The 25394-nt window shown below is 44.5% G+C and carries 27 protein-coding genes; 14 read left to right on the top strand and 13 right to left on the bottom strand.

Going from position 1 to position 25394, the window contains the following annotated elements; genetic code table 11:
• The first annotated feature begins 138 nt into the window (after window positions 1-138).
• From gap to R8N28_RS21770, 10 genes are all read left to right on the top strand, one after another.
• Window positions 139-1134, top strand: coding sequence for a type I glyceraldehyde-3-phosphate dehydrogenase (gene gap, locus R8N28_RS21725; protein ID WP_005380697.1), 996 nt, complete (start codon window positions 139-141; stop codon window positions 1132-1134).
• Window positions 1135-1290: 156 nt separating this feature from the next.
• Window positions 1291-2175: a D-hexose-6-phosphate mutarotase gene (locus tag R8N28_RS21730; protein ID WP_017635820.1), complete on the top strand. Its 885-nt coding sequence runs from the start codon at window positions 1291-1293 to the stop codon at window positions 2173-2175.
• Between the two features lie 198 nt (window positions 2176-2373).
• The gene (locus tag R8N28_RS21735) at window positions 2374-4410 is read left to right on the top strand and encodes a methyl-accepting chemotaxis protein (protein ID WP_065274730.1); all 2037 of its coding nucleotides are present in this window, start codon (window positions 2374-2376) and stop codon (window positions 4408-4410) included.
• A 96-nt stretch (window positions 4411-4506) separates the two neighbouring features.
• Window positions 4507-5334 (top strand): 23S rRNA (guanine(745)-N(1))-methyltransferase, encoded by an 828-nt coding sequence (gene rlmA, locus R8N28_RS21740; protein ID WP_005380691.1) that lies wholly within the window; start codon window positions 4507-4509, stop codon window positions 5332-5334.
• A gap of 98 nt (window positions 5335-5432) precedes the next feature.
• A complete protein-coding gene (locus R8N28_RS21745) occupies window positions 5433-6380 on the top strand; it encodes a ChaN family lipoprotein (protein ID WP_054701560.1) in 948 nt (315 codons plus the stop codon).
• Window positions 6381-6631: 251 nt separating this feature from the next.
• Complete coding sequence (locus R8N28_RS21750; RefSeq protein ID WP_005380688.1) at window positions 6632-6991, top strand: hypothetical protein; 360 nt, start codon at window positions 6632-6634, stop codon at window positions 6989-6991.
• A 398-nt stretch (window positions 6992-7389) separates the two neighbouring features.
• Window positions 7390-8967, top strand: a complete 1578-nt coding sequence (locus R8N28_RS21755; protein WP_065274731.1) for an alkaline phosphatase — start codon at window positions 7390-7392, stop codon at window positions 8965-8967.
• Between the two features lie 136 nt (window positions 8968-9103).
• Entirely contained in the window at window positions 9104-9403 is a 300-nt protein-coding gene (locus R8N28_RS21760; protein ID WP_005384938.1) for a ribbon-helix-helix domain-containing protein, read from the top strand.
• 140 nt (window positions 9404-9543) lie between these two features.
• Window positions 9544-9939, top strand: a complete 396-nt coding sequence (locus tag R8N28_RS21765; protein WP_005380685.1) for a VOC family protein — start codon at window positions 9544-9546, stop codon at window positions 9937-9939.
• A 17-nt stretch (window positions 9940-9956) separates the two neighbouring features.
• Window positions 9957-10241: a putative quinol monooxygenase gene (locus tag R8N28_RS21770; RefSeq protein WP_065274732.1), complete on the top strand. Its 285-nt coding sequence runs from the start codon at window positions 9957-9959 to the stop codon at window positions 10239-10241.
• A 75-nt stretch (window positions 10242-10316) separates the two neighbouring features.
• Here R8N28_RS21770 and R8N28_RS21775 read toward each other — a convergent pair whose 3' ends face one another.
• Window positions 10317-11996, bottom strand: a complete 1680-nt coding sequence (locus R8N28_RS21775; RefSeq protein WP_318183432.1) for a mechanosensitive ion channel family protein — start codon at window positions 11994-11996, stop codon at window positions 10317-10319.
• A 191-nt stretch (window positions 11997-12187) separates the two neighbouring features.
• Window positions 12188-12628: a YcgN family cysteine cluster protein gene (locus tag R8N28_RS21780; protein ID WP_005384948.1), complete on the bottom strand. Its 441-nt coding sequence runs from the start codon at window positions 12626-12628 to the stop codon at window positions 12188-12190.
• Window positions 12629-12816: 188 nt separating this feature from the next.
• Here R8N28_RS21780 and R8N28_RS21785 point away from each other — a divergent pair, with 188 nt between their 5' ends.
• From R8N28_RS21785 to aqpZ, 3 genes are all read left to right on the top strand, one after another.
• Complete coding sequence (locus tag R8N28_RS21785; RefSeq protein ID WP_005380625.1) at window positions 12817-13065, top strand: GlsB/YeaQ/YmgE family stress response membrane protein; 249 nt, start codon at window positions 12817-12819, stop codon at window positions 13063-13065.
• 137 nt (window positions 13066-13202) lie between these two features.
• Complete coding sequence (locus R8N28_RS21790) at window positions 13203-13451, top strand: YkgJ family cysteine cluster protein (protein WP_065767476.1); 249 nt, start codon at window positions 13203-13205, stop codon at window positions 13449-13451.
• 228 nt (window positions 13452-13679) lie between these two features.
• The gene (aqpZ, locus tag R8N28_RS21795; protein ID WP_065274734.1) at window positions 13680-14378 is read left to right on the top strand and encodes an aquaporin Z; all 699 of its coding nucleotides are present in this window, start codon (window positions 13680-13682) and stop codon (window positions 14376-14378) included.
• Between the two features lie 51 nt (window positions 14379-14429).
• Here aqpZ and recR read toward each other — a convergent pair whose 3' ends face one another.
• From recR to R8N28_RS21830, 7 genes are all read right to left on the bottom strand, one after another.
• Window positions 14430-15029: a recombination mediator RecR gene (recR, locus tag R8N28_RS21800; protein ID WP_005380619.1), complete on the bottom strand. Its 600-nt coding sequence runs from the start codon at window positions 15027-15029 to the stop codon at window positions 14430-14432.
• A 30-nt stretch (window positions 15030-15059) separates the two neighbouring features.
• Window positions 15060-15389 carry a YbaB/EbfC family nucleoid-associated protein gene (locus R8N28_RS21805; protein WP_005380618.1) on the bottom strand — a complete coding sequence of 110 codons (330 nt, stop codon included), beginning with the start codon at window positions 15387-15389 and terminating at the stop codon, window positions 15060-15062.
• Window positions 15390-15471: 82 nt separating this feature from the next.
• The gene (gene dnaX / locus R8N28_RS21810; protein WP_053304167.1) at window positions 15472-17577 is read right to left on the bottom strand and encodes a DNA polymerase III subunit gamma/tau; all 2106 of its coding nucleotides are present in this window, start codon (window positions 17575-17577) and stop codon (window positions 15472-15474) included.
• Window positions 17578-17585: 8 nt separating this feature from the next.
• Window positions 17586-18131, bottom strand: coding sequence for an adenine phosphoribosyltransferase (apt, locus tag R8N28_RS21815; RefSeq protein WP_005380615.1), 546 nt, complete (start codon window positions 18129-18131; stop codon window positions 17586-17588).
• A 162-nt stretch (window positions 18132-18293) separates the two neighbouring features.
• A complete protein-coding gene (locus R8N28_RS21820) occupies window positions 18294-18680 on the bottom strand; it encodes a YbaN family protein (protein WP_373920817.1) in 387 nt (128 codons plus the stop codon).
• Window positions 18681-18713: 33 nt separating this feature from the next.
• Window positions 18714-18845, bottom strand: coding sequence for a hypothetical protein (locus R8N28_RS21825; RefSeq protein WP_005380608.1), 132 nt, complete (start codon window positions 18843-18845; stop codon window positions 18714-18716).
• Window positions 18846-19068: 223 nt separating this feature from the next.
• Window positions 19069-20175, bottom strand: coding sequence for a response regulator (locus R8N28_RS21830; RefSeq protein WP_005380606.1), 1107 nt, complete (start codon window positions 20173-20175; stop codon window positions 19069-19071).
• Between the two features lie 289 nt (window positions 20176-20464).
• Between R8N28_RS21830 and R8N28_RS21835 the strand changes: the two genes are divergently transcribed.
• Window positions 20465-21340, top strand: a complete 876-nt coding sequence (locus tag R8N28_RS21835; RefSeq protein ID WP_005384959.1) for a LysR family transcriptional regulator — start codon at window positions 20465-20467, stop codon at window positions 21338-21340.
• A 65-nt stretch (window positions 21341-21405) separates the two neighbouring features.
• Here R8N28_RS21835 and purF read toward each other — a convergent pair whose 3' ends face one another.
• The 4 genes from purF to folC form a co-directional block, all read right to left on the bottom strand.
• Entirely contained in the window at window positions 21406-22920 is a 1515-nt protein-coding gene (purF, locus tag R8N28_RS21840; protein WP_005380592.1) for an amidophosphoribosyltransferase, read from the bottom strand.
• Between the two features lie 36 nt (window positions 22921-22956).
• Complete coding sequence (locus R8N28_RS21845) at window positions 22957-23448, bottom strand: CvpA family protein (protein WP_005380590.1); 492 nt, start codon at window positions 23446-23448, stop codon at window positions 22957-22959.
• Window positions 23449-23509: 61 nt separating this feature from the next.
• Window positions 23510-24103 carry an SPOR domain-containing protein gene (locus R8N28_RS21850; protein ID WP_042522511.1) on the bottom strand — a complete coding sequence of 198 codons (594 nt, stop codon included), beginning with the start codon at window positions 24101-24103 and terminating at the stop codon, window positions 23510-23512.
• A gap of 14 nt (window positions 24104-24117) precedes the next feature.
• Window positions 24118-25380, bottom strand: a complete 1263-nt coding sequence (gene folC / locus R8N28_RS21855; protein WP_065274735.1) for a bifunctional tetrahydrofolate synthase/dihydrofolate synthase — start codon at window positions 25378-25380, stop codon at window positions 24118-24120.
• Window positions 25381-25394 lie beyond the last annotated feature (14 nt).

A 25394-nucleotide genomic window follows, 5' to 3' on the forward strand; every position in this document is an offset into this window, starting at 1 on the left:
AAGAATTGTTAAAAAAAGCGTCGCTTTTTTTTGACTTTAAACAAGTTAAGTCCGATTATCACTTGCAGATGTTTACTGGATTCTGTAATTTTACTACCAGTTATCTTTAATCAGAAATTAAGTTGTGGAGCAACTATAATGACTATCAAAGTAGGTATTAACGGTTTTGGCCGTATCGGTCGTTTCGTATTCCGTGCAGCGCAAGAGCGCAACGACATCGAAGTAGTAGGTATTAACGACCTTATCGATGTAGATTACATGGCATACATGCTTAAGTATGACTCAACTCACGGCCGTTTCAACGGTACTGTTGAAGTTGAAGGCGGTAACCTAATCGTTAACGGTAAAACTGTACGTGTTACTGCAGAGCGCAACCCTGAAGACCTAAAATGGGACGAAATCGGTGTTGACGTTGTAGCTGAAGCAACTGGTCTTTTCCTAACTGACGAGACTGCACGTAAGCACATCACTGCTGGCGCGAAAAAAGTTGTACTAACTGGTCCTTCTAAAGACGCTACTCCAATGTTCGTTAACGGCGTAAACTTCGACACTTACGCTGGTCAAGACATCGTTTCTAACGCTTCTTGTACTACTAACTGTCTAGCGCCTATCGCTAAAGTTCTTAACGACAAGTTCGGTATCGAATCTGGTCTTATGACTACAGTTCACGCAACTACAGCAACTCAAAAAACTGTAGATGGTCCTTCTGCTAAAGACTGGCGCGGTGGTCGTGGTGCTTCTCAAAACATCATCCCATCTTCAACTGGTGCTGCTAAAGCTGTAGGCGTTGTACTTCCAGAAGTAAACGGCAAACTAACTGGTATGGCTTTCCGCGTACCAACTGCTAACGTTTCTGTAGTTGACCTAACTGTTAACCTAGTTAACGGTGCTTCTTACGAAGACATCTGTAAAGCGATGAAAGAAGCTTCTGAAGGCGAACTAAAAGGCGTTCTAGGCTACACTGAAGATGCAGTTGTATCTCAAGACTTCATCGGCGAAGTTTGCACTTCAGTATTCGATGCTAAAGCTGGTATCGCACTAACTGACAAATTCGTTAAAGTTGTATCTTGGTACGACAACGAAATCGGTTACTCAAACAAAGTTCTAGACCTAATCGCTCACATCTCTAAGTAATTAGAAAGTTAGCAATTAGCGAATAACTTCGTTAAAGAAAAGGCGGCTCTAGAGTCGCCTTTTTTGTATCTGGAATTTGAGAGAATGCAGGCTCGATGTTGCATTTAATGTGCGAAGCGCGTCTAAAAGCTCTCCCCCAGCGATAGGAAACTACACATGGATTTAAAAACTCTCCCAGCCCTAACGGTGCTATCTGATAACGTCACTATCGTTGAAGTTGATCAGATAAAAATCGTCCGCGTGATTCATGACAAAGCAACGGCAGGCATCTCGCTATACGGTGGTCATGTCGTGTCGTTCACGCCTGAAGGTCAAGAAGATCTGATCTGGATGAGCGAAAAAGCTGTCTTCGATGGTAAAGCTGCTCTTCGCGGTGGTATTCCGGTTTGTTGGCCTTGGTTTGGGCGTATTGCTGCTCCAGCTCACGGCTTTGCCCGCACCGCAGAATGGGAGTTGGTTGAACATCGTGAGAACCATAACGGTGTGATTGTTGAACTTGCTCTGTTCCCGACAGAAGAAATCCACGATATTTGGCCCCATATGTTTGACGCTCGTTTGGTGATTGAAGTGGGCGATGAGCTAAAAGTGACGCTCAAAGTCATGAACATTGATGACGAGGCTTGGACCTTCTCTGGCGCATTACATACTTACCTAAACGTTGGAGACATTAAGCAAGCACAAACGACAGGCATGGGTGCCGAGTACATTGATAGCTTGAAAGCTGATGCGGTATGCCAAGGTGGTAATGTTCTACAACTAACTGACACCATTGATCGCGTTTACACGCAACCAGAAGCGAAAATTTTGGTAAAAGACCCGGTATTGGATCGTACGCTAAGCGTACACAACCAAGGCCACAACTCAGCAGTATTATGGAACCCTTGGGCAGAAGGTGCGCAAAGCATGGGTGACATGGCTGACGATGGTTATCAAACCATGTTGTGTGTGGAGTCTGCTGTTCATGCACCAAGTATTGAGCAAGGTCAAACGCTCCAACCAGGTGAGACACATGAACTTGTCACTGTCATTTCAGCGCAGTAAGAATCACCATATAAAGGCCGGGGATACCCGGCTTTTTTTGTAATAAAAGCTCTGCTTAGATGGTCCTATCTTTACTAACTTATTGGTTACTGGTCACTTTTGACGGTTTCATTAATAAATATCAAAAAAATTGATCATATAAACCGATAGCATACCGATACAAAACTCATAAATAATAAAAATATCAGGAATTAGTCTATGTTAGAGAGATACCGAAATCAAAGTGTCGGATTCCAGTTGAAACTGGTGATCACTTTGTGTCTATTCATTGCTTTCAGCAGTATTGCCGCGCTTGTTTACCGCAACGCTTCCGATGTTCTATTGGAAAGCACACTGAAAGAACACCAATCTAAAGTAGAATCAATGGCAAAAACCATTGCTGGCCAATTCGATGCTTACCTGCACACCGCTAAAGTCCTCGAATCTACTTTTCGCAATGGCTACCTTGCCGGTGTCTATGTCGAAAATTACACGGTTGACTTCATGGGACATGAAGTACCAAACATCACTCAATACAGTGAAAGCTTAATTAATGACACCAAGTTGGTCGACAGTTTCACACGTGATACCGGCGCTATAGCAACGCTATTCGCACCATTGGGTGACGACTTTATTCGGGTGTCCACCTCCCTAGAAGATCCGCAAGGTCAACGAGCGGTCGGAACCACGCTAGGCATCAACCATCCTGGTTATCAGCAACTTAAAGCAGGACAACCGTATTACGCTCAAATTAAATTGTATGGCGAGCGCTACATTACCTACTATGCCCCAATCAAAGATGCAACAGGAAAGGTAGCAGGCCTATCGTTTATTGGCTTACCAGTAGACCAAGCGACACAAACCTTGTTCGATGCACTCGAAGAGATAAAATGGGGCGACACTGGTTACACCATTATCGTTGATAACGACGAAAAAAATCTTGGTAAATACCTACTTCATCCAGCAAAAAGCGGCTCAGATTCGTCAATACTAGAAGTCGCCGACTACAATGGTCACAAGCCTTTTGGTCAGATTTTCGAACAATCTAGTGGATTAATTCGCTACCCTTTCGAGTACCAAGGTAACGTAGGCGAAAAGTATCTTGTCTACACAGAGGTTCCAGGTTGGAACTGGAAACTGCTAGGCGGTACGTTTATCAAAGAAGTTACAAAAGGTAGCGACACGCTTCTCACACTCATTGCCATCATTTCTTCGGTAGCGGCAATCATTACTTTTGTTGTACTGACGCTTTTCTTGAATCGCAGCTTACAACCTCTCACGACTCTAAACTCATACATGACTCGCTTAGCGGGCGGCGAAGTCAGCTTGAGCATCCCAGCGTCTCGTAAAGCATCAAAGAATGAAATTACGAACCTGAGCTCGGGTGTCGCCAGTATGGCAAGTCAGCTCAATGAACTCGTTGGTAAGATCCGTTCAACAAGCGACTTAGTGGAGAGCAACTCCACCAGCGTTGCCAACGATGCCCATAACAATTTGACCCAAGCCGACCGACAACAACAAGAAGTCGAGCAAGTTGTGACAGCGATTGAAGAAATGGCCTCTTCCGCTCAATCTGTCGCACAACAAGTCGAAAGCATTGCGGAAAACGTACGCTCAGCAAATACCGATAGCCAGTCTGGTCTCGCGATTGTTGAAGGCGTATGTATCGACGTTGCTCAACTTAACGATCAATTGGATCAATCAGCAACGGCTATCGAGCAAGTAAATCGCGATAGCGAGAGTATTCAAACCGTCACTAAAATGATTGATGAAATTGCTGAGCAAACCAATTTACTTGCCTTGAATGCCGCCATTGAAGCAGCACGAGCAGGTGAGCAAGGCCGTGGCTTCGCTGTTGTAGCAGATGAAGTGCGCACACTTGCGCACCGAACCCAAAGCTCAGTTCAAGATGTCGTGGAAATTATCGAGAAACTAAAAGGGTCGACTCATAATGCAGTTAGTATGATGACAGACAGCCAACGCAGTGCAAACCAGGTCTTGGACAAAGCACAAGACGCGGGCACAGCATTAGAAGCCATCGCAGTACAAGTGCAGTCGATAGCCTCTCAAGCCGACGCCATTGCAGCGACTTCAGAAGAACAAGCTCAAGTTTCACAAGAAATTGCAGCAAATGCCCATTCTATCAGTGAACTTAACCGAGAAAGCCGCAACACGAGCGCAAAAACCTCGCAAAGTGCCATTGAACTTCAACAACAAGCACGAAACTTGAAAGAGCAAGTCGACTTCTTCCACTAATACTTAATAAGAGCCGACCCAGTCGGCTCTTTTTGTTTCACTTGATACCACGCTTTTTGATAGAATTTGCCGCCCTACTTTCTGTTCGAGATCGTCATGAACTATCAATGCCCTCTATGCCACCAAGCTCTAGCGTTAAATGAAAAAACGTTTAAGTGCGAAAACAATCATCAGTTTGACTTAGCAAAAGAAGGCTACGTTAACTTGATGCCAGCGCACCACAAACGTTCTAAAGATCCTGGTGACAACAAAGAGATGATGCAAGCTCGTCGTCGATTCCTTGAAGGAGATTACTACAACCCAATGCGCCAAGAAGTGGCGCAGCTGTGTGCAACATACACTGAGGGGAGCACCCATCAATTATTAGATATTGGTTGTGGTGAAGGTTACTACACAGATCAAGTACAAAAGACGATAGAAACACAAGCAAACCATGCCACGATTTATGGCTTAGACATTTCGAAAGTTGCCATTCGTTACGCGGCGAAGCGTTACACGCACTGCAACTTTAGTGTGGCTTCTAGTCACCGACTTCCCTTCGCAAATGAATCCTTAGATGCCATTTTGCGCATTTATGCCCCGTGTAAAGCTGAGGAGCTGCAGCGCGTTGTAAAAAACGACGGCGTTGTTGTCACGGTTACTCCTGCTAGCCGCCACTTATACCAACTGCGTGAGCGCATTTATCAAGAAGTTCGTCTTCACAATGAAGAACCAGAACATATTGAAGGGTTTGAATTAGAGCACCAGCAGCATCTTAACTATGTTATGGACTTGAAAAACGGAGCCGCAATCGATTTATTGCAAATGACGCCATTCGCATGGAAAGCAACCGATGCTCTTCGTGAAGAGTTGAAATCCGCTACACTTTTCCAATGTGAGGCTGATTTTATGTTGCGTGTATATCGCAAAAAAACACTCAATTAATAAGTCAAAAAAAACAACAAACGCAAATAGTTATCATTTATATTGATTCATTGCTCAGCCTCCATTAATATCATCCGGACATTTTTGGAGGCTTTTCAATGCGCTTTTCTACTTTGAGCTTGCTCTTTGCAGGCTTACTTACTGGTTGCTCTTCATATACGCACACCAACTCTCACGCAACCTCAGCGGAAGTCACTAGTTTTTACGACTATCAACTATACACCCCTTCTGGCGAGCACATCGCTCTAAGCAAACTGCCAATTGAGCTGCAACAAGCAGATGTCATTCTTATTGGTGAATGGCACACACACGCCGGCGTTCATCGCTTTCAAACCGATATGCTCAAACAACTTACGTCCTACGACCGCTCACTCGCGTTATCTATGGAACAATTTACCCGCGACAAACAACCTGTTGTTGACGCTTACCTACGTGGGGAGATCGGCGAACAGTACTTAATGAAACAAGCCAACGCTTGGCCCAATTATGAAAGCGACTATCGCCCTCTCGTGGAGTTTGCTAAGCAGAAAAATCTCCCGGTCATTGCAGCAAATGCACCAAAGAGCATTGTTCGATGCATTGGTCGACAAGGGCTAGATTACATTAACAAGCTCGATGATGATCAGCGGATGTTCATTGCACAAGCCATCAACACTGGTAGTAGTCCGTACAAAGAAAAGTTCATGGCATCCATGCATCACGGTAAGCCAGAGCAGACGGAAAAACAGTTTGCAGCTCAAGTTACTTGGGATGAAACTATGGCGGAATCTATCGTTAGCTATCTAGACGACAACCCAGGCGCTCAGATTGTCCATGTTGCGGGCAAGTTTCACACCGAGCAAGGGTTGGGTACGGCAGCATCAATCTTAAGCCGCAACCCGAGCTTAAAAGTGGTTGTAATTAGCCCAACAGATAACGTGCTTTCTGATAATACAGACTATCAGTTAGAGGTTCTCGCACCACCAGTACGGTATGTACAAGATGCTCACCGCATGGCGGCATATCAACATCTAACTAAACGCAATAACGATCTTCAATGTAAGTAGCTGGTCTTCAATTTAAGTTACTACCTTGCCGTTGCGTTGCATCATCACACCGCTCCGAGTTCATCGAGTGACAAGGGTCTGCTTCCTGCTGGTCTATTTTTTGCTAATGATCACCAATAGAAACTAGAAGCGGCAAAAGCAGACCTGTTTTTATCCAAATAGCTTCAGAAATAAACTTTGCCGCCGATAAAAATATAACTGCTTTTTACCCGCACTCAGTGACCGAGTGTCGATGTTCCAAGGAGTATTCGATGAATCCAGTAGGAAGCACTTCTGTTAATAGCTATGCCAAACAATCTGTCGCCTCTAAACAAGCAAGTATTGCACAAGAAGAAACTAGTGCTTCGCCGCTGAAAGTCGAACACAATAAGGTGACGCTTTCGACCGAAGGCAAAGCGCTACTTGCCGCTCTGCAACAAATCGAGCACGACAGCAAAAAAATAGAAGCAGAAGATAAATCTGTTGGTGAAAAGGTCGAATCTTTCACACATGGTGCGCTTGGCATGGATCACCCCGATAAAATCGAGAAAGAAGAGGATGGCTCATATTCTGCGGGTCAATACCTTTCTGCGGCACTTACCGTTGGTGGCATCATACTGGCATTAGTCTGATAACCAGTCTGATAATCGTCACGACAACAAATCCTATTTGAACCAAACACTTACTGCAGCCCATAATTTAATAAGCCAAAGAACGATATGATGCAAACGTAAGTGAATTCGACCGCTCTTGTGGCCCGATAATACATGCTCATTTATTGCTCCCTAAACTAGGTTTCTTGTGAAGGCACTGAATGGATAACTTTAGTCCATGCTTTCAACTCCTAAGCGTAATCCAAGCCCACGTTTGTGGGCTTTCTTCTTTCCAAACTAACGAACGTTAGAGAGCGACTCATTTTTTCTGCAAAACCAAACAAAAACGACAATTTGGTTAAACTTTTATTACCGACACAAAACCTTCATAAATCATTGCTTTAATGCCTGCGCTTTCAATAAACAAGGAAAATATAATGAAGCGCTTAGTATCTCCAATCGTTACGGCAGTGGCTGCATCTACCCTCTCTTTCAATGCACTCTCAGCTGAAATCAAAAACGTCATTTTGATGATCGGCGACGGCATGGGTCCTCAACAAGTTGGTTTACTCGAGACCTACGCAAAACACGCACCTAACTCGGTTTACAAAGGCGAAAGCACAGCGTTATACAAACTCGCTCAAGAAGGTGTGATTGGATCATCACTGACCAATCCAGAAGACGCAATTGTCGTCGACTCTGCGTGCTCAGCTACGATGCTAGCGACAGGAATCCCTACCGCTTCTGAAGTCATTGGCATTGATAGCCAAGGCAACCATGTCGAAACTATTTTAGAAAAAGCCAAAAGTAAAGGTAAAGCAACTGGGCTCGTCTCTGATACGCGTATGACCCACGCAACGCCAGCAGCATTTGCCGCTCATCAACCACATCGCTCCCTAGAAAACAGTATTGCGGCGGATATGCTCGAAACAGGCGTAGACGTGATGATGTCTGGTGGACTTCGTCATTGGATTCCAAAGTCGACAAACGACAAGGGAGAGACATACGAGCAGCTTGAAAAGCTCACTGAAGGAAATGTCTACCTAAAATCGAAACGCAAAGACGAACGCAACTTGCTTACTGAGGCGCAAGACCAAGGTTACAACCTGGCTTTCAGCCGCGATATGCTCACACAAGCTAAAGGTGACAAATTACTTGGACTTTTTGCTTACTCGGGCATGAACGATGGTATTGCCTACAGTCAAAGCAAAAACGATCCAAAACGCACGCAGCCATCGCTGAAAGAAATGACCACCAAAGCAATCGACATTCTTTCAAAAGACAAAGACGGTTTTTTCTTGATGGTTGAAGGCGGCCAAATTGACTGGGCTGGCCACAGTAACGATGCAGGTACGATGCTGCATGAAATGCTTAAATTCGATGAAGCGGTAAACTCAGTTTATGAGTGGGCAAAAGGCCGTGATGACACCCTGATCATTGTTACTGCTGACCACGAAACCGGCTCTTTTGGCTTTAGCTACTCATCAGCAAACTTGCCTAAACCACAAAAACGCGACGGCGAAGCATTCAAAAATCAGGATTACGCGCCAAACTTCAACTTTGGTCAGTTCGAGATCCTCGATGGTTTATACAACCAAAAGAAAAGTTACTACGGCATGATCAGTGAATTCCAAGCGCTTGATAAGAAAGAGCAAACTCCAGAGAAGTTTGCGGAAGTCGTGAACGCAAATAGCGATTTTTCTATTACGCCTGAACAAGCAGAACGCGTATTAGCAAGTAAACCAAATCCATACCGACTCGCTGGACACAAATACTTAAGCGAAGAGAACGTACCGACAATCAATGACTTTGATGCTTTCTTTCCTTACAACGACCGTGGCAACTTGCTAGCGCGTGAGCATGCAACAAAGCAAAACACAGTATGGGGGACGGGTACTCATACGCATACTCCTGTCAACGTATTTGCTTGGGGACCTACAGAAACTATCCTTCCAGTATCAAAAATCATGCACCACTCGCAACTAGGCGAGTACTTAAAGCAACAAATTAAATAATCAACTTGCACTTACTTCACAACTCGTGATGTTTCAACGCTCTCGCAAGGGAGCGTTTTTTTATGCATGAAAACAGTTGACGTTTTAAATCGTACACCACAATAATTATGGGTCTTTAACTATATGAATAAAGAAAATGTGCGAAATCTTTGCTAAGCAACCCCAAGACAACTATCAGTTCATCACCCGCTCTATCCGTATTGATGGTCACGCGACCAGTGTAAAACTTGAAGCGAGCTTTTGGACAATTCTTGAGGAAATCGCTAGTGCTCAAAACATGACGGTTCCTAAATTCATAAGCACTGTTTATCAAGAAGCACTCGAATACAATGGTGAAGTGAACAACTTTGCCTCCTTACTTCGATGCGCTTGCCTCACTTACGCCCGCCAACCTCAAGAGACCACTCGTCAAGCACTTGCGCAACTTAACAGTTAATAGCAACCAACCGAGCAATAACCATCCTAGGCTATGCATCCGTATTATAAACCCTTGAGCATCTTCTAATTTGTCGTACTAGAGTACTACCCAGACTCCTTTTGAAATCGCTAACCTATGCGGACTATCAAGGAGTACCCATGACAAAAATGATTCACACCATGATCCGAGTAAGTGATCTGGACCGCTCTCTACAATTTTACTGTGACGTACTTGAACTAGAAGTCGCTGATCAATACATCTTTGATGGCTTTTCTCTAACCTATCTAGCCAACCAAGAAACTGGCTTTGAATTGGAACTGACGCACAATCACGACCAAAGTGAGCCCTACACTCACGGCTCAGGTTACGGCCACCTTGCCGTCAGCGTGGAGGACATTGAACAAGCCCACAAACGCATTAAATCTCTCGGCATTGAAACTGGTGACATCAAAGCCTTTGACCATCAACAAAAGCATTTAGCAACGTTCTTTTTTGTAACCGACCCTGATGGTTACAAAATTGAGTTCCTGCAACGCCAAGGGCGTTACCTATAACAAAAAGAGTAAACATTATGATTCACTTGACGGCTACCTTTCATGCACAACCGGGAAAAGAACAAGAGTTGAAAGAGGTACTTACCCAAGCGCTTGAACCTACTCGCAATGAAGAAGGTTGCGTTCGTTATCAATTGTTCCAAGATAAAGACAATGCATGCCACTTCGTTTTTCAGGAGCAATTTAAAGACCAACAAGCATTTGAGCTTCATGGTAAAACAGAACACTTTGCTCTTTTGATTAGCCAGATCGACAACTTGTTAGAATGCGAGCCGAAACTGGTGTTCTTCGACGAACTGTAACAATAACGCTAACCGAAGATCAAAAAAGGCACTCTGCCTAAAGTGCCTTTCACTTGTTGGGACCTGGACCTGTGATTAAGCGTCCTGCTTCTCCACCATATGCAAATGCACATCTTGTTGTGGGAAAGGAATCGAAATACCTTCTCGGTCGAAGCGTAGTTTCACTTCTTTAGTCACATCCCAGTATACATCCCAGTAATCATCCGTTTTTACCCAAGGGCGCACAATAAAATCTACAGAAGACGTATTTAATGTATGAACTTTGATCATTGGCTCTGGAGTGCGAAGTACCGAAGGGTGAGAGGTAATGATATCAGACAATACTGACTCCGCTTTTAAGAGGTCATCCGCATAGCCAATGCCAAACACCATATCCACGCGGCGAATGCGTTCATGCGTGACGTTCTTAATAACATCTCCCCAGATTTTGCTGTTAGGAACAATAATAATTTGGTTATCAAACGTACGGATTGTGGTGTTCACCAAACTCATATGGCTTACCTTGCCATCCACACCGCCAGCATACACAAAATCACCAACATCAAATGGTCGATAAATAAGCAGCATCATACCCGCCGCGAAGTTGGATAACGTGTCTTGCAACGCGAAACCAATAATCACACCAGCAATACCGAAACCGGTTAGGATTGGCGCTAGGTTCAAGCCAAGCTGAGATAAGCCCACCATGATACCGATCACCCACACGAATTTGCCGGACATCGAGATAAAGAAGTCCTGCATCAAGTGGGAAAGTTTTAAGTTTTTCGATGCAACTGCCTTACGGACCACTTTGCGCGTTAACTTAGCCAGTCCGCGAGCGATCAATAAAATCAGCGCAAAAACAAACAACTGGAAGATATGCTGCGGTGCATTCTCGGCAAACCAATCCAGTGCCGAGTTGGACCAGTGGCTCAGTATTGACCACACAACTTTAGTATTCAGTAAATCGTGGGTGATATTCCCTGTCACTTCGAAAATTTGGCGTTTGTATTCGGACATTTCTAAACCGACTTTATCGCCAATCGAAATTAAATTGCGTAGGCTTTCCGTCGCAATATTCAGTCTTTGCTTAGTAATAAGCTGACTTAACTGCAGTGACGCTTTTTCCGATTCAGGGCTTGACGAAAGTTGAGAGCCGACGATCTCACTTTGCTGACTCAAGTACTCAATTGAGGCAGACAGCAAACGCATGCGTTTATCAACTTTATCCTTTAGTTCCGCTTCTGCGCGCTCATTTTGAGCCCCTAACTCTTTCAGCCAAGCAAGGTTTTGCCAGCTTGAATCGAAGCTGACATCGAGGTAATGCTGTAACTCTCGGTAATCATTAACAAGAGCAAGTTTCTCTTCATCCTTGGCTTTATTTAAATCTTCAACGACTTTCTTTATTTTTTCCGACAGATAGTTTGTGGCGTCCTCAGAGTATTGTTCTTGTTTTTTAACCAAGGAGATCAATTTGTCACGAGGGATAGTTTCACGTTCAATCGCTGACGCTAACTGGCTTCTTAATTCTTCATTCTTTTGGAATAGTTGCAGTTGAAGGGCATCACGCTCGTCGCCACTCGCTTGCGAGAGGCTTTGGGATAAATCCACAATCTCTCGGTTCAAGTTGTCAATCGAGATTTCGGCAGCAGAAGGCTCTTGGATATCGTCAGTAGCAGTCGCATGAACAGCCATTGGGGAGAACATAATGACGGCAAGTGCGAATAATGTCACCCAAGATGTCAGGCGCAGTTTCTGGGGGAAATGAAACGTCATGTTTACCTCATAGGAAACAATCCTGATCAAAACAATCAGGAATAGAAGTGTAAAGCGTTGAAATCATACTCCTAAGTTTACAACACTAAATAATAAACTGAGCAGCATTTCGTTAGCGAGACGTCAAAGTTGGGAGCCCCAATAGCAAACAAGCCTTTCATTTAATCAATGAAAGGCTTGTTTTTATTCGACTAAGGACGGTTGGGATGATTTAAAATATGGTCTTCCCAATCCACCACATCAATCTCGTAAACAACTTTGTTACGGACACTTTCCCCTGCCGCATGCATTGCGGACTTAGAGCCTGTAATCAGCGGATGCCATTCTGGTAAAGGCTGCTTTTCAGCCAACAGACGGTAAGCGCACGTGTGTGGCAGCCAAGTAAAATCGTCGATGTCTTCTCGGGTCAGCTTGGTGCACTCTTCACCCGAAGTGAAACGGTTTGGGTAATCCTTACATGAACACGTTTTACTGTTCAGCCAGCTACAAGCCACATTGGTATAGTAGATTTCATCGGTATCTTCATCCATAAGCTTATGCAAACAACATTTGCCACAACCATCACAGAGAGATTCCCATTCCTCTTCTGTCATCTGCTCTAACGATTTACTTTGCCAAAATGGAGTGCTCATACTTCAGGTCTCACCAAGGGAATTTAGGGGGCGATTTATACTCTTCTCAACGCAAAAGTTCAAGTTTTGAGAAGATCTTGCATCCTTCCCACATAACGGTGGAGATATTCAACTACTTTCGTTTTACTGTTCTATCCTTAAACAAGTTTCCATTACTCAATTGATCAAGAAGGCATTAAGGAGTTTTCATGGGTATTATTTCTTGGATTATTTTGGGCTTAATCGCCGGCGCACTTGCTAAATGGCTCATGCCAGGAAAAGATGGGGGCGGTTGGATTGCAACAATGTTACTTGGTATTGCAGGGGCATTTGTAGGTGGCTTCCTTGGCGGCATTCTCGGTTTCGGCGGAGCAACTGGCGTCAACATTGGTAGTATCATTACCGCAACACTAGGCGCATTTATTCTGTTGTTTGTTTATAACCGTTTCTTAAAATAATCACGATGATTTAAAAGCAAAAAACCAAAAAGGGAGCGTAATGTTAAGCGCGCCCTTTTATTTTTTTCTTTCTTCACTCTTCCAATCCACGTCAAAATGACCATAATTGCCCCCTTAATTTTTAAGAGGTTTACATTATGGATTGTCGATTAGGATGTGGAGCGTGCTGTATTGCGCCAAGTATCTCTTCACCAATACCTGGAATGCCCAAGGGCAAACCTGCAGGTGTTCGTTGTGTGCAACTCAACGACGACAATTTGTGCAAGCTATTTGGTAAGCCTGAACGCCCTAAAGTCTGTCACGATTTTAAACCGTGTCCGATTGTATGCGGCAAGACCAATCAAGAAGCACTCGACAACATCACTGAATTAGAACAATTGACGTAATGCGACTCTAGACCACACGTTTAAAGTTAGTACCTCGGTTGTTTCTCTCCGAGGCAGTAATCAAAGCAAACTCAAGATTTAGCACTCCCCCCTCAGCCTTTTATCTCACCCTTGAGAACTCTTGCCACATAGCGTTCCATTTGCGGTTTTTGCGCGATCTCCCTCACAATTTATTGACAATTCTCGACTATGTTCAGCGGGTCATTTAATTAAAGATCAGGAAAGAACATGAATAAGTATTTGGCTGAGGCTTTTGGCACGTTCTGGCTAGTGTTAGGCGGCTGTGGTAGCGCGGTGTTGGCTGCGAGTTTCCCTGAAGTGGGTATTGGTCTGTTGGGCGTTTCTTTGGCATTCGGTTTAACCGTTCTGACGATGGCATTTGCTATCGGTCATATTTCAGGTTGTCACTTGAACCCTGCAGTGACAGTTGGCCTTTGGACTGGCGGTCGTTTTGAGACAAAAGACGTTGCTCCCTACATCATCTCACAGGTGATCGGCGGGCTTATCGCAGGTGGCGTGCTTTACGTTATTGCATCTGGACAAGCAGGATTCGATGTTGTGGGTTCTGGCTTTGCCGCCAATGGTTATGGTGAACACTCTCCAGGCCAATACTCGATGATCGCTGCACTTGTGACTGAAGTTGTCATGACGATGATGTTCCTGATTGTCATTATGGGTGCAACAGACAAACGTGCGCCACAAGGCTTTGCACCTATCGCAATTGGCCTGTGTTTGACTCTCATTCACCTGATCAGCATTCCTGTCACCAATACGTCAGTAAACCCTGCTCGTAGCACGGCAGTCGCAGTATATGTGGGTGAATGGGCGGTTTCTCAGCTATGGCTGTTCTGGATTGCTCCTATTGTGGGTGGCGTGCTTGGTGCGGTTATCTACAAAAATCTTCTTGGTAAAGAATCGAACGATTAATCGTTCCTAACTCCCAAAATCAAAAAAGCCGCTGAATTCAGCGGCTTTTTATTAAATTCTGTGTCGACCTAATAGCGAATGTGACAACGTCGTGCCATCAACAAGCTCTAGCTCCCCACCGACAGGCACACCATGCGCGATGCGGCTGGCATCAACTTGGTGCTCTTTACATAGCTCTGCGATGTAGTGGGCAGTGGCTTCACCTTCAACTGTTGGGTTTGTCGCCAAAATCACTTCGGTAATATCACCGCGACGTAAGCGGTAATCAAGGACATCCAATCCAATATCACTTGGACCAATACCATCTAATGGCGACAAATGCCCCATAAGAACAAAATACCGACCAGAATATTGGCCTGTTGCTTCAACGGCTGCGATGTCTGCCGGGCTTTCTACCACACAAATTTGACCATTTTCTTGGCGTTTTGGGTTGGTACAAATGTGACAGACTTCTTCTTCGGTGAAGGTTCGACACTCAGTACAATGACCTATTTCTGTCATTGCCTGACTAAGCGCATCTGCAAGCTGCAAACCGCCTTTTCTATCGCGCTGTAACAAATGAAAGGCCATACGCTGCGCTGACTTGGGGCCAACCCCAGGTAGACAACGTAAGGCCTCCATCAATTGCTCCAGCATATGACTGGTACGCATTAAAAGTCCGCTTAATTAAATATCAGCAGATTAGAATGGCATTTTCATACCTGGTGGTAGTTGCATACCGCCAGTTACAGAAGCCATTTTCTCTTTTTGAGTTTCTTCAACACGACGGGCTGCATCGTTGAACGCCGCAGCGATCAGATCTTCAAGCATTTCTTTGTCGTCTTCCATCAAACTTTCATCGATGTCAACACGACGTACGCTGTGACTACCAGTGATAGTAACTTTAACTAGGCCAGCACCAGACTCGCCAGTTACTTCCATATTCGCGATTTCTTCTTGAAGCTTTTGCATGCGATCTTGCATTTGCTGGGCTTGCTTCATTAGGTTGCCCATACCGCCTTTACCAAACATGTTTATCTCTCTGGTTTAATGAGGTGTTGCATCAATTAATGGGGTTATACCTTTGGGTTTTCAACCCCATTCCATTCGATTATTAGATAGGGCGCACACTATCTTTATCAAGCTCTGCAGCAAAACGACGTTCAATAAATTGAACATTTGGATCGTTTTCTAAACTGTTCAGCGCTTGCTGTAATTTCTCTTGGTAGAGCCTATCTCTCAGTTCAAGTGGTGTTTCTCCACTCTCCCCTATTTCGATGCTCATGTGGCACTCTTCACCCAACACGGTATTAAGTGCTTTAAGCAATTCGGCTTGAGCTCTATCAGTATTCAAATGAGCTTGGCTGCTTCTCAATAGTAACGAAACGGTTGTTCCTTCCTTACTATAATGAGAGTTTAGCGCAAGTTGCTCTACCAGCTTAGGGATCTCCATTAAGCTGATGAGCTTCGCCCATTCATTATGTTCTAACGATTCATCGATGAGCTTTTGTGCCATTTCAGGCGTTTTCTCATGCTCAAGTGCCTGCTTGAGCTGCGTAGGTGTCAGTTTTGTATTTACTTTTGTCTCAACAGGCTTGCTTGGACGCCAGCGATACGCTTCTTCAACTTGTGGCTCCGTCGACTTCGGAGCTGAGTTTGGCGACACCTGCGCGGAATTGCCATGCAATTGCGCTACTCGGTCGATAACCGATTCTGGTTGTGCAGATGCCGCTTTAGGCTTTTTTGAGCCACCATTTTGAGGAGTGTTCTGTTGTAGGCCTTGACGCTGAGAACGTAATTGGTGACGTAAACCGCTTAGACCACCGCGCGCTGGTGTTGAAACGCTCTCTTGCATTTGTTGAGGTGGCGTTTCATGCTGCGGCGCTGGGTTTTCACTCATCGGCGGCGCCATATCATACTGTGGTGGAACCGTCTCATATCCACTCGCTTGATACTCAGGTTGCGAACTGGATGAAGGTTGAGGCGCCACTTGTGGTGTGCTTTGTGCTGGACTCGGCTGCTGAGCTCGAGGAGCAGCGGCTGTCTGAGCTGGCGCAGTCTTTGGTTGACTGGTACTTTGAGCCGGAGATGACGCTGGCTCGCTGTTACTAGAAACAACATTTGCCCCACTGTTATTTGATGGGCGGAACGCCATCATGCGCAGCACAATCATTTCCAAACCGATTCGCCCATTTGGCGAGAGGGTCAAATCTTCACGACCTTTCAATGCAATTTGATAGTAAAGCTGAACGTCTTGCGGGCTTAGAGCTTTACTCAACAGCTCAATTTTCTCTGCATCTGGTTGTGCTCGGTCTAACGACGCGGGCAACGCTTGATACATCGCAATTCGGTGTAACTGTGTTGCGACTTGCTGCAACAAACCATCCCACTCAACACCATTTGCCGCTAATTGTTGGATTTTATCCATGGCTTGTTGAGGTTTCTTGCTGCTGATTGACTCTAGTAAGTGAATCGCTTGGTCGGTATCAATCGTCCCCAACATGTGGCTGACAATATCGGCTTGCACCGCACCGTTACCTAATGCAATTGCTTGATCAGTCAAGCTAAGAGCATCACGCATACTGCCATCTGCAGCATGTGAGATCATACCCAACGCTTTTGGCTCTGCTGAAACTTGCTCTTGACCTAGGATGTAATCAAGTTGCTGGTGAATATCATCAACGCTGATTGGTTTCAGATGAAACTGAAGACAACGCGACAATATAGTGACAGGCAGCTTTTGTGGATCAGTTGTTGCGAGTAAGAACTTCACATACTCTGGCGGCTCTTCCAGGGTTTTCAACAACGCATTGAAAGAGTGACGCGATAGCATGTGCACCTCATCGATGAGGTACACTTTAAAACGTCCACGAGCAGGTTTGTATTGAACGTTGTCTAACAGTTCACGAGTGTCTTCAACTTTAGTACGTGATGCTGCGTCGATTTCAAGAAGATCGACAAAGCGACCTTCATCAATTTCACGACAAGTATCACACTTACCACAAGGTGTCGCGGTAATGCCGGTTTCGCAGTTCAAGCCTTTGGCAAACAGCCTACCGATACTCGTTTTACCCACACCACGAGTCCCGCTGAACAGATAAGCATGGTGTAAACGGTTTTGCGCCAGTGCGTTTTCCAACGCCGTCAGGACATGTTTTTGTCCGACAACTTGGTCAAACCGATTAGGACGCCATTTTCGCGCTAAAGCTAAATAACTCATTGAATGTATTAATGTCCTTCAAAATCGCAAATGCTGTACACGTTTAGACCTAGTGCTTCTAAACGTTTATCACCACCGATTTCTGGTAGGTTGATAACGAACGCAGCGTGCTCAACTTCACCGCCCAGTTGGCGAATCAGTTTAGTCGTCGCTTCAATAGTACCGCCCGTTGCCAATAAATCGTCGACAACCAGTACTTTGTCACCTTCAACGATGGCATCTGTATGGATTTCTAGTGTATCAACGCCGTATTCAAGCTCATAAGATTGAGCAACAGTAGGGCGTGGTAGCTTGCCTGGTTTACGCACTGGTACAAAACCAACACCTAGCTCAAGCGCTAAAGGCGCACCAAATAAAAAGCCACGAGCTTCCGTACCCACAACCTTGGTAAAGCCCATATCTTTGTAACGTTCAACAAGTAAGTTGATCGTCGCTTGGTATGCTTTTGCGTCTTCAAGAAGGCTCGTCACATCACGAAATAGAATGCCTGGCTTTGGGTAGTCTTGGATGCTTTTGATGCTAGATTTGATCAGTGAAATTGTTTCTGTAGTCATAATACCGATTTACTTAGATTGGCTCATCGCCCTCTCTAATCGCAGTATCACGAGGGCAACGAACAATAGGTTTTCACCACTATGTGCTTATTTTCGTAAAAGTCACAGGCGCTGAAAATACAAACGCCCACTCGAAGAGCGGGCACACTATTCTCTACAATCTTAGTGATTTTCTTCTCGGTCAGCAACCAACTCAATCACAGGCAGACGCATAAACCAGCTGAGTAAAACGATTAGCATCACTAAAAGACCAATTTTTACCCAAACGAGGGGGACAACAACGATTGAAACCATGAAACTAAGCGCAATAAAAATCGCACCACGCTTTTTTACTTTTGAAGTAACAGCCCGATGCTTATGCCAATTGCCGAGAATGGGTCCAAACGTTTTGTGGTTATGTAACCATTGATGAAATGCGGGGCTACCACGCATAAAACATGCGCTAGCAAGCAAAATAAAAGGTGTGGTGGGTAAAAGTGGAAGGGCTATGCCGGCTATGCCGAGCACAATACAGAGTCCACCAACAGTATTGAAAAAGTAACGCTTAATACGAATGGTGAACTCCGGTACAAAATAGCTAGATTAAAAGCCTGCGTAACCATTCATTACACGAAGCCAGGTTAGCGTTGCAGGAAGTGTTGGGATCAAAAGAACTGCAATAAAACCTAAAAAGTAAAAAATATTATAAGGCTCTTTAAAATCTTTATCTGCCATGATGTGTCTTCTCACTAGTTGACTTTGCTTCTCCCAAGGCACAGCGTTAAATTATCGTTGCACAAATGGGTCATTATTGTTTTAAGCGCTGACTATACATTAAACAGCCAAATCTAAACACCAGCAAAAAGTAAGGTTATTAAACTAAACGTATGTTGTTTTGGTGGTTCTAAAAAGATAATAAGCAGCGTAAGGACGCTGCTTATTGGTTTGCAAGTCATAATTATACTAGTCGGGATTTCCGGGTAATACTTAAACTAAAACTTGAAGAACCTAAACACCCGATAGACAACTGTCCTGCAACACTAAGCGGTAAATCGCGGGTGATGAAGTTTTTCATACTTCCTCCCCCTAAACGGTTACCTGCTGCGATGTGTTGATTCGTATTTCCGTCAGACCAATGGCTATCTAAACCCGCAGGCAATATAGAGACCGAGGATGAAGCGAGGTCGGCGACACCAAACACAGCATTGACTGCACCCGCACACTCCGAACACTCAATTCCTTTTTCAATGATCCCTACCATGTCCTTGAGATCAGCACTGAAACTTTTCAAGTTACGGAGATAATCGTCAAACAATGCCCTAACGAGCAATGTCGTCGCAACTCCATCATTAGCTTGGGAAGCAGAATCAACGAGATAAAACGCAAATTGACCATTCATTAACCAACGATAATCGAAAACCAAGGGCATCACATCCGTCGATTGCAATAAACGGTACGAGCAGCGCCAATCTCCCTGAGCAGCATCCTTCTCTGGCAATAGCGCTTGCAGTAAATCTCTTGCCGCACTCGGATTCTGTTGTAAATATTCCAGATGCCAATACAGCTCTTGTTCATCTGGGATTTCACCACCATCATCAACTCTAAACCACTGACTTGAAAAGTCACGTTGTTCTGAGAAGTGACTATCGGTATCTTCTAGCGTATTCTCTATCGCCTGAGATAGGTGCTCATAATTACCTATCGGTTTAGGAAGAAAATCTTTAATACCAAATCGCAACGCTTTCGCGACATCGGACATTTCATCCGTGCCTGATACCACGATAAGCGGCATATATGGGTATTCGAGACTAACTTCTTCGACGAACTCGATACCATCTAAGACCGGCATCGATAAATCACATAAGATAAGATCGGGTTGGCATTCCCTGAGTTGTTGAAGCGCTTCTAGGCCGTTTTCTGCTTCTACTACTTTAAAACCCTGACTTTCTAAATAGGCATTGGTTACTTTACGAAATATTGGATCATCGTCCACCAACATTATTAGTTTTTGATTAATCACTTCCTGTGCCGAGACCATTGCCGTTTGACTGTGAGTCTTAAACATACCTTTATCCCTCACAAAGCTCAGTCAAAAAAACAGATTTATTATTAAGTCATTATTTTTGTTGTGTTTACTTCCAGCAAAACGTGTCACAGCAAGACCTGAGGCCGCTTCGCCTTGTTATAAAACTTAGCTCGGAAACTGCATTAATACAAATATTACGGCGTATAACAGTATTTACTCAAACAGGGTTGCTGTGTTCAAATGATGCAACATGTTGACTTAAAGCAAGCTTTGATCACAAAGTTAATTATAAATTAACCGTAATCGGTAATTTAATGTGTCTGGAAATATGAAATTAGATGACTTAAACCTGTTTCGACTGGTTGTCGAAAATGGGAGCTACACCGCAACTTCGCGAAAAACCATGATCCCGGTTGCGACCATCACCCGACGCATTCAAGCGCTAGAAGACTCTGTCAATCTTCGACTATTGAACCGTCATGCTCGCAAACTCTCGCTCACTGAAGCAGGGGAACGTTTTTACCATGAGTGCTCTCCTTTACTACAAAGGCTAACAACCGCAGCAGAGGAAATCACTGACGACTGCCGAGGAGCATCCGGCAAGATTAAGATATCCGCGCCTTACAACTTAACTAAACGAATGATGATGCCGATGTTCAACAGCTTTATGAAGCAGTACCCGGACATCAACATTGAGCTAACGACAGAGAATAATGCGGACAAGCTTGACCCTACTGAATGGGATGTAATTTTTCGAGTGGGACCTCAACGCGACTCTAGCCTCATCGCGCGTAAGATTGGCGAAGTGAAGGATATTCTCGTTGCAAGCCCTGACTATCTAACCTCGAATCCTGCGCCACATCATGCAGAAGAGCTCTCTAACCATTCATTGCTAAAAGGGTACCCGCTTATTAAGTGGACCTTGATTAATAGCAAAGGCGAGTCTGTGGTGAATGTTGACCGTGGTCGTTTTCAAGCAAACGCGCTCAATGTGGTGCGCAGCGCTTGTTCCGAAGGTTTAGGCATCACACTAATGCCAGATGTCATGATCAAAGAGTACATCGAGAGCGGCGATTTGGTACGCGTACTGCCAGATTGGAGTGCAAACCCGCGCGACATTTATATGCTTTACAACCACAAAGATCACCTGCCAGAGAAAGTTCGCCTCTTTATTGACTTTGTGATCGCTTATAACATTCACTAATTAGATAGCGAAAACAAAAACCAGAGCCGAAGCTCTGGTTTTTTTACGACTTAAGAAAGCGCATCCTATGCGCCTTCGTTATGAAGCTCTAGGTTTGCTAAATCCTGTTGGATTTCAAGTTGTGTTTTCGCATCATCGTTACGAAGACCATCTAAAAAATCTAGGTATTGTTGGTCGATATCACCCGTTACGTATTCACCGTTAAACACGGAAGTATCGAACTGAGTAATGTCTTGATTTCCAAGACCTACAGCTTCTACCAAATCTTCTAGACGTTGATAAATAAGCGCATCGGCACCAATCTGCTTACAAATTGTATCGTTGTCACGGCCATGGGCAATAAGCTCTGTAGCACTTGGCATATCAATGCCGTATACGTTCGGGAAACGAACTTCAGGAGCCGCTGAGACCATGTACACTTTCTTGGCACCAGAATCACGAGCCATCTCAATAATCTGCTCTGACGTTGTACCTCGAACAATAGAGTCATCCACCAGCAACACATTCTTACCTTTGAATTCCGAACGAATAGCATTCAACTTGCGACGTACTGATTTCTTACGTTGTTGCTGGCCAGGCATGATAAACGTACGTCCAACATAACGGTTTTTCACGAAACCCTGGCGATAAGGGATATCGATCGCTTGAGCGATTTGCAGTGCAATGTCGCAAGACGTTTCAGGGATAGGAATGACAACATCGATATCAAGGTTTGCGTAATCTTCACGAATACGTTCGCCCAGCTTTTTACCCATTTCAACTCGAGCACTGTATACCGAAATTTTATCGATGAACGAATCTGGACGAGCAAAGTACACGAACTCGAAAATACAAGGGTTCAGCTTAGGATTATCTGCACACTGCTTCGTGTAAAGCTCACCGTCAAACGTTGCGTAAATCGCTTCACCAGGTGCAACATCACGGACGAAATCAAAACCGACCGCATCCAATGCCACCGATTCAGACGCAACCATGTACTCTGCTCTGCCGTTAACTTCACGCTTACCTAAACAGAGCGGGCGAATACCGTGTGGGTCACGAAATGCAATCATACCATGACCAATGATCATGGCGGTCACAGCATAAGCACCGCGAATTGTGCGATGAACATTGGTGACTGCGCGGAATACGTCTTCGGTCGTGACATTTCCTTTTACTGAGTCAATTTCGTGCGCCAGTACATTTAGTAATACTTCAGAGTCTGAAGTGGTATTGATATGACGGCGATCTTTTTCAAACAGCTTCTGACGAACTTCGTTAGCGTTAGTCAAGTTACCGTTGTGGGCAAGTGTAATACCGAAAGGAGAGTTTACGTAGAAAGGTTGAGCTTCTGAAGCGCTTGAACTGCCTGCTGTAGGGTAACGAACATGACCAATTCCGACCTCGCCTTGCAGGCGTTGCATGTGTCTTGCTTCAAATACATCCTTGACTAAACCGTTCGCCTTACGTAGACGAAAACGATTGCTTTCTATGGTACAAATACCAGCGGCATCTTGGCCACGATGCTGTAACACCGTTAACGCGTCATAAATAGACTGGTTTACAGGCGTTGTGCCCACGATTCCAACAATACCACACATGTCCTAATCCTCGATTTGCGACAGTAGCTGGCACTACTAGATAGTGCCAGACAGAAAACTTGATGTTGCTTGTAAATGCTCGAAGAATGGGGCGATGATACGGCTGAACTCAGGGATCAACTGTGAATCTTTCCACCAATCCGAGCTTGGGAATGCAGTAAACGCATCCATAAAAAACAGCACCGCAGAAACAATTAAGACTCCGCGTAGACCACCAAATACAATCCCGAGAATTCGGTCCGTACCTGATAGCCCTGTTTTTTGTACCAGTTGACCAATGACGTAATTCACCACTGCACCAACTACCAAGGTTGCGACAAATAACGCCGCAATCGCCGCTCCGTTACGAAACATATCATCTTCGATGTTGGTGAAGTACACCGCCAATTTGGCATAGTAATTACTGGAGATAAAAAACGCTCCAAACCAAATCACCAAAGACAAAGCTTCTTTAGCAAAACCGCGAACTAAACTGATCAGAGCTGAAAATCCGATCACACCTAAAATGATAAAATCTATCCAATTCATCTTTTCTTCATCTTAAGTTGGCGCGCATTTTAACAGAAAAAATGCTGACGCAAACGTTTTCTTATGGATTTAATGGCTTAAATTTAAGCAATTGACCTTTTGAACCTGTAATTTTTTGTAATTCTTGAACTTGTCGTTCAAGTTTACTTTTTGACACATCAGGGCCAACAATCACTCTCGTAAACTCGTTTTCTTTCTTTGTGTGAGCTTGATAACCACGCTTTTGCAAATCCGCGACAAGCGCGACAGCATTTTCGTGATTCTTAAGTGCCATCAACTGAATGATCCAAGCTGAATCTTCATATTGATTTTTCTCTTGAACAGGACGAGTGACGACCTCAACTTGCTCTGGTTGTTTGATGACCTCAGGTTTAGATGTTGGCGCTGGCTCGGGCTCAGAAACGGCTACTTGAGCATCCTCACTTTCTTGCACTACAGCTTCAACCGGAGAATCCGGTAACGTAATGTCGTCTTCCACTGGCTCTAATATTTCGAAGTTTTCCACATCACTATCAAGTTCTGGTTTGATAGGAATACTGGCAAATTCTTCTTTGTAGTGCAGTTTCTTACCATCTAGCACATCGGGAAGAACAATGACTCCGACTGCGACTAGAATGATGGTGCCGACTAAACGACTTTGGAATTTACTTGCCATCAAAATACCTTTACTTATTTATTATTTGATTGCCAATGTTCCAATACCTCTCCGACGGTATGGAATGAGCCAACCACCAGAATAACGTCTCCTGCCTTTGCGTGGCTTCTCGCACTCTCGAAGGCGTCAACAGGGTTTTCAAAATGAACTTGCCCATCAGGTAAGTATTGGCACAATTCATCAGCGGTCGCCGCTCTCGGTCCAGTAAGCGACGCTGGATACCATTGTGTTGCAACTGGAGTTAGCGCTTCAATGGTTGCTTTAATGTCCTTGTCATGCAGCATTGCAACCACAATATGGATATTCTTACCCAGATATTGTTGCTTCACTCTCTCTACCAAATACTCAGCAGAGTGCGGGTTATGAGCGACATCAAGGACTATTTCAGGTTCGTGATGCAGTACTTGCATACGCCCCGCCAAACGCGCATTATTCAAGCCATTGACAATATTTATGTCAGTGATTTGCAATTCCGAAGCCCCTAGTGCCATCAGTGCAGTGGCTGCATTTTGTAATGGTAGCGATGGGATTGGTAAATCCTCTAACTCAAATGCCCCACTGCTCCACTTCCAACCATTATCAGTTAGTTGGTAATCGTACTGAATACCTACTTGGAAGAACTCAGAACCAATATCGTCAGCATGAGCCGCCACGGTCGCTGGTGGCGTTAGTTGACCACAAATTGCTGGCTTCCCTGAACGGTAAATGCCCGCTTTTTCAAAACCAATAACATTGATGTCATCACCAAGCCAATCCACATGATCGATCGCTAAGCTCGTAATAACAGAAACATCATGGTCAACAACGTTAGTGGCGTCTAGACGGCCGCCAAGTCCTACTTCAAGTAAGACAACGTCAACTTTCTCTACTTGGAAAATACGTAGTGCAGCAAGCGTACCGAATTCAAAGAGGCTAAGGCTAACATCACCACGCTGCTTTTCTACATAATCGAATGCTTCACAGTGCTTTGCATCTACAACGTCAACGCCATTAATGCGTACACGCTCGTTGTAACGAATCAGGTGCGGAGAACTGTAAACACCGACTGAATAGCCAGCATCAAGTAAAATGGCTTCCATTAACGCACACGTTGAGCCTTTGCCATTGGTTCCGGCAACGGTGATTACGGTTGGAGCTGGTTTGGTAAGATTGGCTTTGTTTGCTACCGCTTGGACACGGTCTAAGCCTAGATCAATTGCTGAGGAATGAATATTTGCTAAATAATCAAGCCACATCTCTAATGAAGATGTGGCTTGAGGAATTGGGTTTTGGGTCATCTAACTTTAACCAT

It is taken from the genome of Vibrio sp. Vb1554, from assembly GCF_033344235.1.